The 15,632-nt window shown below is 35.3% G+C and carries 11 protein-coding genes; 4 read left to right on the top strand and 7 right to left on the bottom strand.

What is annotated here, in order from left to right:
- Positions 1-66 precede the first annotated feature (66 nt).
- From CWR48_RS06295 to CWR48_RS06325, 7 genes are all read right to left on the bottom strand, one after another.
- Positions 67-1,083 (bottom strand): LolA family protein, encoded by a 1,017-nt coding sequence (locus CWR48_RS06295; RefSeq protein WP_115772373.1) that lies wholly within the window; start codon positions 1,081-1,083, stop codon positions 67-69.
- 74 nt (positions 1,084-1,157) lie between these two features.
- Positions 1,158-2,615 (bottom strand): sensor histidine kinase, encoded by a 1,458-nt coding sequence (locus CWR48_RS06300; protein WP_115772374.1) that lies wholly within the window; start codon positions 2,613-2,615, stop codon positions 1,158-1,160.
- Positions 2,612-3,322 carry a response regulator transcription factor gene (locus tag CWR48_RS06305; protein WP_115772472.1) on the bottom strand — a complete coding sequence of 237 codons (711 nt, stop codon included), beginning with the start codon at positions 3,320-3,322 and terminating at the stop codon, positions 2,612-2,614. Before CWR48_RS06305 ends, CWR48_RS06300 begins: the two co-directional genes overlap by 4 nt.
- A gap of 177 nt (positions 3,323-3,499) precedes the next feature.
- Positions 3,500-6,556: an efflux RND transporter permease subunit gene (locus CWR48_RS06310; RefSeq protein ID WP_245976751.1), complete on the bottom strand. Its 3,057-nt coding sequence runs from the start codon at positions 6,554-6,556 to the stop codon at positions 3,500-3,502.
- A gap of 692 nt (positions 6,557-7,248) precedes the next feature.
- Positions 7,249-8,454 carry a CaiB/BaiF CoA transferase family protein gene (locus CWR48_RS06315; protein WP_425453881.1) on the bottom strand — a complete coding sequence of 402 codons (1,206 nt, stop codon included), beginning with the start codon at positions 8,452-8,454 and terminating at the stop codon, positions 7,249-7,251.
- A gap of 72 nt (positions 8,455-8,526) precedes the next feature.
- A complete protein-coding gene (locus CWR48_RS06320; RefSeq protein ID WP_170140714.1) occupies positions 8,527-9,801 on the bottom strand; it encodes an SLC13 family permease in 1,275 nt (424 codons plus the stop codon).
- A gap of 210 nt (positions 9,802-10,011) precedes the next feature.
- Positions 10,012-10,779, bottom strand: a complete 768-nt coding sequence (locus CWR48_RS06325; RefSeq protein ID WP_115772378.1) for an enoyl-CoA hydratase/isomerase family protein — start codon at positions 10,777-10,779, stop codon at positions 10,012-10,014.
- 408 nt (positions 10,780-11,187) lie between these two features.
- Between CWR48_RS06325 and CWR48_RS06330 the strand changes: the two genes are divergently transcribed.
- The 4 genes from CWR48_RS06330 (at position 11,188) to CWR48_RS06345 (ending at position 15,569) form a co-directional block, all read left to right on the top strand.
- A complete protein-coding gene (locus CWR48_RS06330) occupies positions 11,188-13,071 on the top strand; it encodes a sigma 54-interacting transcriptional regulator (RefSeq protein WP_115772379.1) in 1,884 nt (627 codons plus the stop codon).
- On the top strand, positions 13,068-13,307 hold the full coding sequence (locus CWR48_RS06335) for a hypothetical protein (protein ID WP_115772380.1): 240 nt from the start codon (positions 13,068-13,070) through the stop codon (positions 13,305-13,307). The genes CWR48_RS06330 and CWR48_RS06335 overlap by 4 nt, the downstream gene beginning before the upstream one ends.
- A 109-nt stretch (positions 13,308-13,416) precedes the next feature.
- Positions 13,417-14,073 carry a uridine kinase family protein gene (locus CWR48_RS06340; protein WP_115772381.1) on the top strand — a complete coding sequence of 219 codons (657 nt, stop codon included), beginning with the start codon at positions 13,417-13,419 and terminating at the stop codon, positions 14,071-14,073.
- Positions 14,074-14,300: 227 nt separating this feature from the next.
- The gene (locus CWR48_RS06345; RefSeq protein WP_115772382.1) at positions 14,301-15,569 is read left to right on the top strand and encodes a hypothetical protein; all 1,269 of its coding nucleotides are present in this window, start codon (positions 14,301-14,303) and stop codon (positions 15,567-15,569) included.
- Positions 15,570-15,632 lie beyond the last annotated feature (63 nt).

Genomic DNA, 15,632 nt, shown 5'->3' on the forward strand with positions numbered 1-15,632 from the left:
TTTTTTCAGCTAGGAGATTTTTAAGTTAGGAGGATAATGATTACGCTGTCCTGCTCGATAAAAAACTTACTCTGTATCAGAATTCCATACCATGTTCTCAGTAAGCTCTATTACTTCCTCGATAGTAATATCGGGGTTTGTGATGATAATGGAATATCTCAAGCCGTCTTCGTCCCACATGATGCTATTTATTTGTTCTTCATACTCTGCATTATTATCACGAACCTTCATTTCTCCTGGTTTGATTTCTATATCTTCTTCCTCAGGAGCAGGAAATATAGATAGGAAAAACATTGGAACATCGTCGTTTGTAGTATATTCCATTTCTAGTTCATATCGTTCTAATTCTTTTGTGAAATCGTACATTTGAATGTTATTAAGTTTTACTTCATCATCCGAGAATACGAGAAATGGTTTGCCTAACGCATTTTCTGCTTCTTCTATTGTTACTGTATCTGGGGCAAGATTCTCATCAATCGATTCGATATTAATTTGATCAGGGATATCAATGGTAAAAACATTTTCTTTAAACTCAGGTGATAAATCTAGTTTTGTATACTCGAAGTCCATCCGACTGTTACCAGTTTCCGATGTTATTTTAAGAATAAACCAAGTTTTTTGGTCGACCCATAGTTCCATATCTCCTAATAAGCTATCCTCTTGTTTTGCATTCACTTTAATATGATAAGTGTTATACCCAAGTACCTTTTCCTCGCCAGCTATTTCATATTCATGTGTTTGCTCCATTGACTCGATCATCATTTTAAATTGTTCTTTGGGATTCATTGAGGCAGAAATGTCAATATCGGAAACATTCATTTCAAAAGCTTCTTCTTTTCCTTTATCATACATAATCATTTTCTCTCCATCATTCAATGCCACTATCTCATTGTCATTTAGTTGATCTTTTGTCAATATTTTTCGCTTACCTTCTTTTGAAACATATTCTTGAGTATTTACATGATCGATTAAATCTTCTCCATCAAACATTTTCATTTCCATTTCACCGTAATAGTCATTCATATCCTTGTCTGATTCGATAACATTTTGGATAACCTCTTCAGCAGAAGCATTCATACCCATGGAACATCCTCCCAAAAATAATAGCAGAGCACTTAATAAAAGTACTGATTTGTTTAATGTTAACTTCATTGTTATCACCCTTCTTTAAGCCAGCAGGCAATTAAAGTTCCTTTATTTTCTGCAGACCATATTTTTATTTTTCCTTCATGTCTTTCCATAATTATCTTTGCAATACTTAAGCCTAAACCTGATGTTGCACCTTTGCCCCTTGATTTATCCGCCTGATAGAATGGCTGGAAAATCCGATCGAGCTGATGTTTCGGAATAGCGCTTCCTTCATTTTGGATTAAAATTGCCGTACCTTCTTTTCTCCATTCTTCCAGTTCATGATAAAAATCGCGGAAGGTCCAATCTGGTATTGGTTTTCTGGATGAAATAGCTGCCAGCCAAATGGTGCCATTTTTAGGCGTGTAGCGAATACTATTGTCCAACAAATTATCGACAATTCGAATCATTTGTTTTGGGTCAAGCAAATAGGAGTGTTTTACCTCTTGTTTCAATACTAATGAAATTTCTTTCTTAGCGCATAATTCATCATAACCGGAAAACAACATGTCAAAATACTCATTCCCATTCACCTGAACAGGATTAATTTTATTTTGGGAAGACTGCAGCGAAGTGTATAAAGCCAGATCTTCAATCATATGTTTCATATGATCAAGCTTTTCAAAGAGAATTAGCTTATACTCACGTTGTACTTCCTTCGTCAAATTATTATTTTCCAATGCTTCCGAATACGTTCGGATAACAGTTAAAGGTGTTTTTAGATCATGTGATAGAGAGGCAACCATGAATTCCTTTTCTTGTTGTTGTGCAGCAAGTGCATCTTTCGTTTGATTGATTTGTAATTTCATTTCCTCAAAATGAATCATTAGTTCACCAATTTCATCCTTAGAAATGGATAGGCTTTGCTCCAGCTCTTTTCCTTTCGCAAATGCATTCATATGTGCTTGCAATGTTTGTAAGGGTCGGTTGAGCTTTCGATTTAATAGGATGATAATAATGGAATATAAAGCGATAAAAAATATACTGAATAGACTAATCATAATAATGGTATTTCTATTGTATGCTTCTATCCATTCCCTACGACCAACCGTGATTTCATATACCCCAGCAATTCTATTTTCTTCGTCAAAGACAAGTTTTTTAACAGAATAGGTTCGTGGGCTCTTTTGAATTTCATTTACATTTTGATAGAGTAATTCGGTGTTTGTATTGAATAACTGATATGAGTTTGAAAAATCCATGGAAGAGAATATTTGGACACCATCATAACGATATAGGTCTATTTTTAAGTTGTCATTTGTAAGACTTTCAAGGTGTTTATAATTTTTATTAGACTGAATCTTGTAAAGTGATTCATCTAGTAAATGGGATTCTATATTAGAGACTGTGTCTTGAAAATCTATATATTCTCTTAAATCTATTTTCTGATCATAGTAACTGAGACTGACATAAAGAAAATATACTGCAGCAATAGGCAATACCATCACAATGAAGTAACTTATCATAAGCCAATTTTTAATTTTCATCTTAAGTGCTCACCGATAAACCGATAGCCGACACCCCAAACTGTTTGAATAAATTTTGCTGTCCTTTGTGTATCTTTCAGTTTGGTTCGTAAGCTTTTTATATGAACCGTTATTGTGTTATTCCCGTCTACGTTCTTCAATTGCCAAACATGTTCATAAAGTTCCGATTTTTCAAAGGTTGTAAATGGATTCTTCGCGAGTACAAATAGAATATCCCGTTCCTTAGCTGTCAGTGTCAGCAGCTCCTCATTTAAAAATACCGCTTCATTCAAAAAATCAATTACTAGATCATGCTTATAATAGGACTTTTGCCCATTATGATGTTTGTCCGTGTAGCGTTTATACCTTCTAAGGTGGGAATTCACTCTTGCTGTTAATTCCTTCAAGCTGAAGGGCTTTGTTAAATAATCATCGGCACCAAGATCAAGTCCAAGGATTTTGCTTTCATCCTCATTTTTTGCACTAACAATGATTAATGGGACATCACTTTCCAGTCGAATGGTCTTACAAAGTGTAAATCCATCCATTTCAGGAAGCATTAAATCGACCAAAACAATCGAAAAAGTATCCTGCTTAAAGTCCTCCCATCCCTCAACCCCTGTCGATGCCCATGTGATAAGAAAACCTTCATCTCTTAAATGATCACTCATAACGCGGGCAATCTCGTAATCGTCTTCTACGATCAGTATTTTACTTTTTCCTTCCATCGGCATTACCTCTCTCCAAACCTAGTATAAATTATGTATAACAAAAAAGTGGAAAAGTTTATTATTGCTTAATAATTGATCAGAATTAATGACTTAGCTATTTCAGGTATCTTTTGAATATGGATTAGTAATGCAAAAAAGAATAGTGGGCTTCTTTACTCCCCACTATTCTTTATTTTACATCACTTTCAATTGTTGTTCCTCTTCATCTTTTATTGTCTTGTCTTTTTTCTCTCGGTTAAATAGGCTATAGAGTACCGGTACGATGAAAAGTGTAAGTATTGTTGAAGTTGAAAGTCCTCCAATAACTACAACTGCTAGAGATTTAGAAACGATTCCAGCATTACTTGAAATTGCCATTGGAATTAAGGCACCAACCGTTGCAATTGCCGTCATCAATATAGGTCGTATTCGAACGACGCCGGCTTCGATTAGGGCTTGATGCTTCTTCATTCCAACTTTTTCGTTTTTCTTTACCTTATCAATTAGAACAATTGCATTTGTAACTACTATACCATTCAGCATGAGCAGTCCGATCATCGCGGGCATTCCAATTGGCTCTTGCATAATGAATAGTCCAATTAGTGAGCCGATAATAGAAAAGGGAATAGCGAACAGGATGACAAATGGTGCTTTGCCTTCTCCAAAAGAAATAACCATGATGAGATAAACTAGAAAAATACTGACAATGATTGCGAGTCCTAAGTTCTTAAACCCATCAGCCATGATTTCCGATGTGCCTTGTTCATAGTAGCTGACACTGTCTGGTAAATCTAGATTAGATATCGCCTCATCCACTCTAGCTGTAACATCACCAGTGTTCTGATCTGTAATTAGACCACTAATCATGACATATTCATTTGTATTTAGATGGGAAACTGCAGTTGGATTATTGACCTGTTTCAGTTCGCCAATCTCATTTATAGCAACTGGTATACCAATGACATTGTTAATTTCTTGATTGCCTAGATCCTCAAGGGAAGCAACTTCATCCATTTTTAAGCCTAGTACGACATCTGTCATTTTATCTTCCATCGTCATCGTTGTGATGACGTCACCATTAATAAGTGAACGCAGGCTCTGGCCAATCATTGCTGGCATTAAACCATGATCTGCAAGTTTATTCACATCTAATTCCATTTCAATCTCAGGTTCTTCTCCCTCTATTGATGAGGTAACGTCGGCCATACCTTCGACTTCTTGTAATCTAGTAACAATCTGCTCACTTGCCGTTTTAATATCTTCAGAGTTAGCACCATTCACTACAAGTGCGTATTGATTCTCTGCTCCTCCAATCAGCCCGCCAACACCAGTTAAAGAAATGGATGCAACATTGGGGATTTTTTCAAATTGATCACGTAAGTCTTCCGCAAAACGATCTACATCTTCAACCGATTCTTTGACAACAAATGAAATGGAAGCATTCTCGTTTTCTCCATTTACATTCGTATTGACAAGCTCTACTTCATCACTTGTAAGCAATATATCTTCTACAGTACTTGCTGCTTCATTTGTTAATTCAGGGGATGTTCCTTTTGGCATTGTAATACCAACATCATAATTGCTCGATTTTTCTTGTGGCAAAAAGGTAGTACCAAGTCCGGGAGCAATGAATACGACGGACCCTATTAACAGTACTAATGCAATGGTTAAAGTAACAAATCGATGTTTTAACACCCACTGTAAACTTTTCCGATATCCTTTTTGTATTCCATTTTCTTTATATTCCTTAGGTTTCATATTTAATAGAAACGTTTTTGACATTAGCGGTACAACCGTAATTGCAACCACAAGGGAAATCAATAGTGAGATTACGATTGTCCATGCGAGTGGTTTGAAGAATCCTCCTACAATTCCTGGTACAAATGCCATTGGTAAAAACACGGCAACGGTTGTAATTGTTGAAGAGGTAATGGCAGACGCTACTTCCCTAGTAGCTTCCTCGATTAGTTTTTCATCCCGATCTTTGGATGTTCTTACTCTGCGAAACACATTTTCAATAACTACAATAGAGTCATCTACAACCCTACCAACTGCAACCGCAATCCCCGCAAGTGTCATTATATTTAATGTATAGCCTAAAGCATTCATTAACATTAAGGATGACAATATGGATAAAGGTATGGAAATAACTGCAATTATAGTTGAACGGATATTTCTTAAGAATAGTAATGTTACAATAACAGCCATTAATGCACCAAGTAATGCCTCTCGAAGCATCGAATAAACAGAGTCTTCAATTTCAATCGATTGATCTCTAAGTATTTCAGCTTCATAGCCTTCTGGAAGCTTAATCGATTCAATTTCTTTTCTTGCTTGCTCAACTATCTCAACTGTATTTGCTCCACCCTCTGCTATAATCCCAAAACTGACACCAGGTTCTCCATTAATGCGTGTAATATTACTTGTGTTTTCAGTATCATAGGTTATTTCAGCAACTTCACTTAAACGTACTGATTTAAGTTCTGGCGTTGCATTTGGAGCCGCTACCTGCTGCATGAATAATGGAATGTTTTCAACATCCTCAATAGATTTCAGCTCTTTACTAACACGGACTGGTAGCACTTCATCTCCAACAGAAATATCTCCAGTTGGGATTGTCAAATTATTCGCGGAAATCGCCGTTTTTATATCATCCAGTGTAATTCCCTTTTCTTTTAGTTCATCAGGAAAAAGTCGAATCGAAACCGTTGGATCATCTGTACCGCCTACTACAACTTCACTTACCCCTTCAATAACTTCGATCCTTGGAATGATTTCTTCCTCTACATATTGTTGAACATTCTCCTGACCTTCTTCTGCATATATACCCATCGAGAAAATGGTAGGGTCAGGTTCAGGTCCAGATGGATAGTACAACGGATCTTCAGCTAATTCAGGTAATTGTATCTTGTCAACACTTGCTCTGACAGTTTGCTCCGCCTCATTCATATCTACAGACATATCAAATTCGAGTGTTGCGTATACCGCATTTGCAACTCCGTCTGTATATACATTTTCTACTCCATCCAGATTTAATAGTTCTCTCTCAACAGGTTCGCCAATCTCCTTCATGGACTGCTCTGGTGAAGCACCAGGATATGGAATAACGACCGTTAAATATGGAATATCTACACTAGGATACTTCTCAATATTAATTTCCTTTAAAGCATAGATACCTCCCGCAACCATAAGAAATACGACTAGAAATAAAGCCACACCATTTTTCATACTGAATCGAATAATTGATTTCATCACTGCCGCTCGTCTCCCATTCTTAACTTTGATTTGTAAATTTAGCTTTCTAAATTATAACAAAAGTTATCTGTTGATTCGCCCAATTTACAAATTTATAATAAATGATTTACCCGCTGTTGAAATCGTGCGGTAGATATATCTTTCTATAAGTCTTGGGGCTTAGCGAAAGTTAAACAATTGTAAAAAGCTAAAATACAATCGTAATGAGATGGAATAGAGAATTTTATTTCTCCAACTTGTAACTTTTAAAAGTGAAGTGGAAACATGATATGGAGGTGTCGCGTGATAGAACAAAAAATGTATAAATTACATTATTTTACACAGTGAATGAGTATGAACCAGCACGACTTTATGAATCTAGCATATAGTTATGCAGAAATAATTAGTGATAATAATGAAGAATGAGTCGGGAATTCAAATATAGGAGATGCTATTGAGCTAAAAACATCTTATTTAATGTTTTTTTATACTGGGAATAAGACTGAAATTGAAAGTTCTTAGTCATTTTGAATAAAATTTCGATTTTATAGTTTTTCCGCAATCGAGGTAACATGCTAAATAAATGATTTTATTTAATTTAGTACATAATTATTTATGTAGCCGGGGATTCTTCATCCCCGACTTGTAATATGCTGATATCGATTAAAATCTTTACATTAAAGGTCTTGCATGTGGTAATGAAATTAATGTTATTTCGTTGAAAGTTTAGTTTGACTTGTTTTTACCACTTCCTGATCTATGAACTTACTAATCTCTTCTATTCGATATCCAATATCTTGTAAAATACTCTCCGTGTGCTCACCAAGCTTTGGAGGGAATGTACGAATAGATCCAGGTGTTCTTGATAGTTGGAGCGGTATACCTAGTGTTTTATACTTTCCAATTTCACTGCTCTCTTTTTCTTGAACCATTCCCCGTTCGATAACATGTGGATCTTGAAGGATTTCCGATAGTTGATTCACTGGTCCAACAGGTACTTTAATTTCTGTGAAGAACTCATCCCATTCCGTCCTTGTACGTTGCATAAAGGTATCCTTGAGTATCTGGAGTAATTGATCCCGATGAGTTACTCTTCCTTTATTTGTGTCGTATTTCGAACTTTTAAGAGTGTCCAAATTAAGTTTGTTTGTAAAAGCAGACCACATTTTATCGTTAGCAATAGCTACTACGAAATTTCCATCGGCTGCTTCAAAGACTTGATATGGAACAATGTTTGGGTGTTCAGTACCTAGTGGTTCTGGATTTACTCCTGTAGCAAAGTAACTGCTTGCGAGATAGGTTTGCCATGAGATGATTGTGTCGAGAAGTGAAGCATCAATCCATTGTCCTTTTCCAGAACGATCTCGTTCCCAGAGTGCAACAAGAATTCCAAATGCTGCCCACATACCCGTACCAAGGTCTGCAAAAGAGTACCCTGCTTTAACAGGTGTTCCTCCTTTTTCTCCTGTTACAGACATTAAACCGCCCATCGCTTGTGCTAAAACATCATATCCAGGCTTTTGTGCATATTCTCCCTTTTGTCCAAAACCGGAAATAGATGCTAAAATGATGCCTTGATTGTGTCCTTTCATTACTTCATAAGATAGACCTAATCGTTCAAGAGTGCCTGGTCTAAAGTTTTCTATGACAACGTCGGCTTCTTCAATTAGTTTAAGTAGTATTTCTTTTCCTTCCTCTGTTTTAAGGTTCAGACTGATGCTCTTCTTATTGCGGTTTATACTCAAAAAGTAAGTACTCCAATCCTCAATAAAAGGAGGACCGAGATGGCGGGTATCATCTCCATTAGGTGTCTCCACCTTAATAACTTCAGCTCCGAAATCAGAAAACATCATTGTTGCATATGGACCACTTAATAGACGAGATAAATCAATTATTTTAAGGTTGCTTAATGGCAAAACAAACATCTCCATTTCTATATTTTATTTAACTTTCTTTCAGCATCTTTTCAGTCTTTAAATGAAAAAGTTTTAAAAAGCACCAGCAATGACAACGAATATTAACCAGGATATAAATGGACCGACTAAAACAAAGATACCTGCTGCCATCAAAAGGTACGTAAAGAATTTACGTTCACTCATGCCTTGAATATTTGATAAAAACAATGCACCAACTGTGGAAAATGGACTAAGATCTACAACACTAGCTGAAATGGAAATAGCAGATACAACACCCATCGTTGATATCGATGGATCGCTAAGAATAGGGACACCTAATGGAATAATCGCTGCAAGAAACCCGGTTGTCGAAGCAAAAGCAGAAATAATTCCACCAATATATGATGCGATAAGTGATGCAATATAAGGGTTTCCAATCATTCCAACTAGACCTTGCATTAATTCCATTGCTCCAACATGCTCCATAATTCCAATAAATGTTACAATCCCTGAGACCATGACAATCGCTGACCATGGCATCTCTTTAAAAATTTCACCCTGTAATTTTGGTGTTAAGCAAGCGAGCAAAAGACCTAATGTTAATGCTGCAAAACCAATATCCACTTTGAAACCAATTACAAGAAAGACAAGGAGAATGACTCCAATAATTGAAATAATGTTGTGTAAAGTTAATTTTGGTTTATTTTCTTTTTCTTCATATACTGGATTGGAAATGATATTTAATGATTGAACGGATGATACGCGGAACAGTCGAATTCCACCCAATAAAATAAATGCGACAACCCCTAAGAAAACATAAAAAGTTAGCGTGTTTATATAAAGAGTCGTCTCTGAAAAAGGTAAACCTTCTGATTTCATTACTCCGTTTACAATAATTCCGAAGATATTTAATGGTGAAAAACTACCTGCCATACAACCAGCTTGTATCATAATCGCAATCAATAGCGGATTGATCTTTTGTCGATAGGCAATTCTAAAACCAATTCCTGCAAGGATTGATGCTACTGCAATTGCTGAAGTGCCAATACTTGTTAAAAGCATTGCTAGGAAAAATATGATCCAGGGAATCATCCCGATATTACCTTTTACGAAACTGAGTCCCCAGCCAATTATAATATCCAGTGTCCCGTTTTTTTGGATTACCGCAAATAGATAGGTTACACCAAACAATAAAATAAATAAGTCTGCTGGAAAACTACTATACACATCGTCAATAGTAATCGTACCCGTGAATGAAAATAATACAAAAGCTGTCACAAATGCTAAAATACCGATATTAACGGATAAAAAAGCACTAACGATAAACATCATTAATAACAATATGATAGAAACAACTTCTATACCCATAATGACCTCCATTTATCAGAAATATGTTAACGCTTTCATTTGGACGGGAAGAGATATATTTTTAGTAGATAAGAAATTGAACGACTTTCGTACTACATAAGTACAACTAAAGCTATTATACAATGGCTTGGTGATAACCAAGCTTTGTAATGAATTGACTATTTGTTAGATAGATATCTAGTTAAGGTATAGCTATGAATAATTCATTGCTTAGAATTGTGGCTGTCTCTTTTCTTTAAAGGCCTTTATTCCCTCATGAATGTCAGTAGAATAAAATTTGAGATTATGTTCGAAATCATTGTCTACTTTTCCTTCGAGAATTAATTTTGTAATTACTTTTGCTGCTTTTATCGTTGCTTGTGATCTTGTTCCGAGTAATCTAGCATAGTTATAAGTTTCTTCGACGATAGATTCCTCTGGGTAAACAAAATCGATAAGACCAACTTGATGGGCTTCGCTCGAATCTAGAAACCGTCCAGAAAATAATATGTCTTTTGCACGTGAAGGACCTACTGCGTCAATTAATCGCTTTGTTTGAGGAACCCCATAGATAAGCCCTATTTTTGAAGGGGTGATCCCAAAAGTTCCAGTATTTGAACTGAAACGAATATCACAAGCCAATGCCAATTCAGCACCTCCGCCAATACATGGACCTTCAATCATGGCGATAACTGGTTTTGGAAAATTTCCAAGTGCTTCACCTGTAGCGGTAAGATAATTATCATAATTTTGTGCACTAGACGCATCCATTCGTTCAGTAGAGAATTCTTTTATATCTGCTCCAGCGCAAAATACCTCCTCATTTACTCCACGAATAATTACTACTTTCACTTCCGAGTCGTGTTCCAATTCATCTAGTATCTTCGGAATTTGCTTCCACATATCCAGTGTCATGGCATTCTTTTTTTCTGGACGATTCAAGTAAATTGTTGCGATGTCCTCCAACTTGCTAATTAAAATAGTGTGTTGCTCATTCAAAGAAAACGCCTCCTTTTATTGTAGGTTAACGGGTGGTCAATCATAAAGCAAGCTTCACCAACAAGGATAAACATAGCTTGTTTTCATGAATTAATACTACCATCTTCGCCAAAAACGTGATAAATCATTTTTAGTTTGAGGATTTGCCCTCCGAAAAACCTGTTTCTTTTAACTAACATTCAGTTTAGGAAGTTCAGAGACTCCACTGAATGTAGTTTCACTATATTACTTGCAAATATCATGCCAAGTATTTTAGATAATGAAATCATTTGAGAGAATGCAGATGAAATGAGTGGTGGAATATTCCAAATAACTTTACAATTGGGAAATTTAATATTATTATGTTTCATAATAAAACTTGTTAGTAATTCAAATTGAAACATTGTGATATTGAAGGGAGGGGACAAGGTGAATTTAAAAATTGTCATTACAGGTTCTAGCGACTTCTCTTTATTGGCTAGCAAGGTATTGGGAAAATTATCGATACCGAATTGGATTAAGCTTGAGATAAGTGAACACCCAATCGAATCGTTATTGGAAGGGGGAAATATAGAGCTTGGGCAAACGCGAATTGAACCAGCAACGATTATTATTAGCGGAGAGCAAAGTTCAAAGATGATTGAACAACGATTAAATACAATCGTTGTTCCCGTTAAGATAATTGAGAGTGAAGTGCTAGTATCTCTAGCTAAAAGTACACCTGGTCAACATATCGCGATTATTAATTATCGAACAAGATTTGAGAATATTGACTGGTTTGCAAAGCAATTAAATCTAAATATTTCTCAGTATAGTTTTGAGACCCTAAAAGAAATTTATGATGTGTTTGAGGTTCTATCGAAAAAGAAGATTGATAAAATCATTGGTGGAAGTTATGCATGTAAAATAGCGAATGATTATGGAATGAAAAGCTCCTTTCTATATTCGGAGAATTCCTTACGTGAAGCGATTCTTACGGCAATTAAATTTCTCGAAATTTATCGTAAGGAAATGGAGCAGGCCGCTTTATTTAAAACAGTTTCTGGTGTAAATAAGAGTGGAATCGTAAGTATTGATGAGGCGAATAAGATTACATCGGTAAATAAGATTGTAGAAGAGCTATTCGGCTTATCAAAGGATAAACTTGTGGGACAGAATATGGAAAGATGGATTAATAAGGAGCAATTAATGAAGGGTGGAAATGATCGTCAAATAATATTTACAGTGAAGCATCGAACATTTATTGCTGTGCTGTCCCCAGTTTATGTTGCTCGAGAGAAGGTTGGCAACATATTAGTGATAGATGATGTTAAGGAAATTCAGAAAAAAGAGCTGAGCATTCGCAGCAAAATTAATAAAAAAACAATGAAAGCTCAATATCATTTTACTGATATAATTGGTCCCAGTGAAGCGCTCAACAAAGTCAAAAAAACAGCAGAAAAATTTAGCCGGTCAAGTGCTCCTATATTAATTCAAGGAGAGTCAGGCACAGGGAAAGAGCTGTTTGCTCAGAGTATTCACAACGAAAGTAATCGGAATGAAGCTGCATTTGTCGCAATCAACTGTGCAGCCATTCCTGAGAACCTCCTTGATAGCGAGCTGTTCGGCTATGAAGATGGTGCTTTTACTGGAGCGAAAAAAGGAGGTAAAAAGGGACTTTTTGAACTTGCACATCAAGGAACTATTTTTCTTGATGAGATTAATGCATTACCGTTACATTTACAATCCAAGCTATTACGCGTACTTCAAGAAAAAGAAGTGATGAAAATTGGTGGAGATAGTGTCATTCCTGTTAATATTCGGGTTGTTACTGCTGCTAACGAGGATTTAATGGAATCTGTTCAAAAAAGAACATTTCGAGAAGATTTATATTATCGAATTAATGTGCTGCAATTAATTATCCCACCACTTAGAGAAAGAAAAGAGGATATTGCTGAAATAACTAGACACCACCTTAACTTGTGGGAAGATTCGCAGTCCTTAATCATGCCATCCATTTTAAATACTCTCCAGCAATATTCATTTCCAGGAAACGTACGTGAATTAAAAAATATATTAGAAAGATTCCAAGTGTATTGTGAAGGTGAAGAATTAAATGAGAAGGTGATTAAGGAAATGATGAGACAAGCGCTATCACCAAAGATGAGTGAATCATTTGCTCCATTAAATCTTTCATCAAATAGTCTAAATTTAAAAGAACAGGAGGATAATTTAATAAAAGCAGCATTAGACAAACATCAAGGAAGGAAAGACCTAGCAGCAAAAGAATTAGGTATAAGTAGAGCAACACTTTGGAGGAAATTAAATGATTGAGGTCTTTAGAAGTAATTGGTGATATCGTTTCCTATCATTCTACCTATGAGTTGTCAGAGCAAGTTGATGGAACAAGTTTAGTGAACAGTGTGCATATAAAACCATCAAAAATGAATAATATACTATTTAATATGATGCAAAGGAATATTAAAAGTGCGTTAAGTAAAAATTTAAAAGTTTTAAAAAGGATATTGGAGAAAGAAAAGGTTTCTTATATAGCAATTGGAATGATCTAGATTACACTAACTTCGCCTGTAATACTTTGCCAGTATGCCCTTAGTTTTATTAGTGAAGAAAGAATGATAGGATTATGTCTCACATGAACAAGGTAAATGGAGGAGAATAATGGACCAATTATTACAGGAAATAATAAATTGGATTAAGAGGACGGATAAAAAAATTGTTATTGGTATTTCGGGACATGGTGCTGCTGGAAAAACAACATTTTCTAATAAACTTGTAAATCTATTGGAACATAAGGAATTAAATTATATTAATACGGACCCATATATTGTTAGTTCAAACATACGGAAGCATTCTATTATCGACTATACGTATCAGAACGAACAGCACAGTAATAAATTTACCGCTTGTCACCCATCAGCACATCATTTACCCTCTTTAGAAAGAGATGTTCGAATGGTTAAATCTGGATTAGATTTATATACGATCGACACGGGTTATCTGAAAAGCACGTTGATTTCTTCTGGAAATAAAGTAACGATTGTAGAAGGAATGAGTGTTGCATTTATCGATCTCAATTTATTCGATTTAAAAGTTTACTTTTACACAGATGGTAAAACTGAATTGATGAGAAGATCAGAAAGAGATATTGCTGAAAGGGGGGCCGTTATCAGCTACTTAATGCAATCACATGAAGAACGACGGATTCAATATGAATTGTTCATGCATCCATATAGTCAGCTTTTTGATATTATAATCAAAACTTCAAAAGAAGCAGTATGTATAGAAAAAAATACATTTGAGTTTACATGTGAGTAATTCAATCCTAAATAAATATTGCTACATAAAAAGTATAGGAGTGTTGCTTGTAGAAAATCGTGTACCTGATTGGTTGGGGAAGCCGCACATAGTATTTCCAACAGGGTTTAATCAATACTTCCTGCAAAAATCGATATAAAGATTTCGAATCATGAGTGGCAGATTTTCAAAAAATAGTTAACAATCTTTTATAAACAGCCTTATGAAAAATGTAGAGGTGCAAGAAAATGGATAGCAGAATAAAAGAATTAATTGATTCTACAAAATCAAAATTTGGATTGGATAATTATTATTTAGCAAGGCATAGCCTTAATCGAAATGTAAACATTTCTTATGAAACGATTTATACATTAGATGTGGAGTGGTTTCCTAATCTTATCACACAACCTGAAGATGATGACTCCAACCCAGAAGGAACCGCTGTTATTGAAATTGAAGTGAATAGCAATAAAATTGAAAGTATTATTTTCGTCGGAGCTAAGTCTTTTGCAAACGGGATTAAGTTTAACAAAAATGACAGGAGAGGGATTATAAAATGGATTGAACAGGAAACGGGATTGATATACGGGAAACAGTTTGAATTACATAAAGAAGTGAAAGGTGGATTGTACTTTAAAGAATGTATTGATGGGGTTGCCGTTTCTCCTTCTGGTTCTATTGAAATAAAATTTGATCAAGAAGGCAAGCTCACATTATTCTCGATACATGGTCAATTTCCTTCTAAAGAAATGATAAAGGAAGATACCTATTCGCTTTCCCTGGAAATGGTAGACCATATAGCGAAAGAACAATTGAAATTGATAGAATTCCCTTCGTACAAACAACAGCGATTGTTACCTGTTTATGGAGTGGAAGAAATTTATATCACGAATGATCTAGCATCGACCATTCCATTTGAATTTATTGTCGATGTAAGGTCATATTTGAAAGTGGATCAATCTATCTACTGGGATACTCCACTTAATGAACCGTTTGAAAGAATAGGGATAAATTTGATAGAAAATGTAACTGTGGCACAAGCATTTTCTAATGAACCGAGCCCTGACTCATTACTTATAACAGAGCAGGAGAAAGAAAAGTGCATAATCGCCGTCAAAGATTTTCTACGTCAAGGGTATGCGGATGACTCTGGGAAATGGAAACTAAAAACGTTACATCGAAGTAATAGCTATATTCATGCCACGCTGAGAACTAATCATCAAGATAACCATGTATTTCAAAGAAAGTTATCTGTCATGATTGATGCAAAGCGCTTTGAAGTTTTGAATTATATCGATAATAAACCGATGTTGGCGCTGTTTGACAAATTTGAAGCAACTGAGAAAGTGGAAATAATAAAAGAAGAGGCATATAAGAAAATTCAACATTTACTCGAGTTAAAGCCATATTATGTCTATGATTTTGAACAAAAACAATATATATTATGCGGGAAATTAGATTGTCAATTTGGGGTGGATGCTACTAACGGAGAGATTGTTTTATTAGAGAATCTATAGTTCTATAGCACATAAGTTAGGTAAGGATTAATATGAAATGGTTCTGATATTACTATAAAATGA

Origin of the sequence: Oceanobacillus arenosus, from assembly GCF_003369575.1 — a bacterium.
Lineage (GTDB): Bacteria > Bacillota > Bacilli > Bacillales > Amphibacillaceae > Oceanobacillus > Oceanobacillus arenosus.

Excerpts from the sequence above, each read along its gene's own strand:
- CWR48_RS06320 (WP_170140714.1), bottom strand. The coding sequence starts at position 9,801 with ATGGGTATAGAAGTTGTTTCTATCATATTGTTATTAATGATGTTTATC.
- CWR48_RS06305 (WP_115772472.1), bottom strand. The coding sequence starts at position 3,322 with ATGGAAGGAAAAAGTAAAATACTGATCGTAGAAGACGATTACGAGATT.
- CWR48_RS06300 (WP_115772374.1), bottom strand. The coding sequence starts at position 2,615 with ATGAAAATTAAAAATTGGCTTATGATAAGTTACTTCATTGTGATGGTA.
- CWR48_RS06295 (WP_115772373.1), bottom strand. The coding sequence starts at position 1,083 with ATGGGTATGAATGCTTCTGCTGAAGAGGTTATCCAAAATGTTATCGAA.
- CWR48_RS06310 (WP_245976751.1), bottom strand. The coding sequence starts at position 6,556 with ATGAAATCAATTATTCGATTCAGTATGAAAAATGGTGTGGCTTTATTT.
- CWR48_RS06340 (WP_115772381.1), top strand. The coding sequence starts at position 13,417 with ATGGACCAATTATTACAGGAAATAATAAATTGGATTAAGAGGACGGAT.
- CWR48_RS06345 (WP_115772382.1), top strand. The coding sequence starts at position 14,301 with ATGGATAGCAGAATAAAAGAATTAATTGATTCTACAAAATCAAAATTT.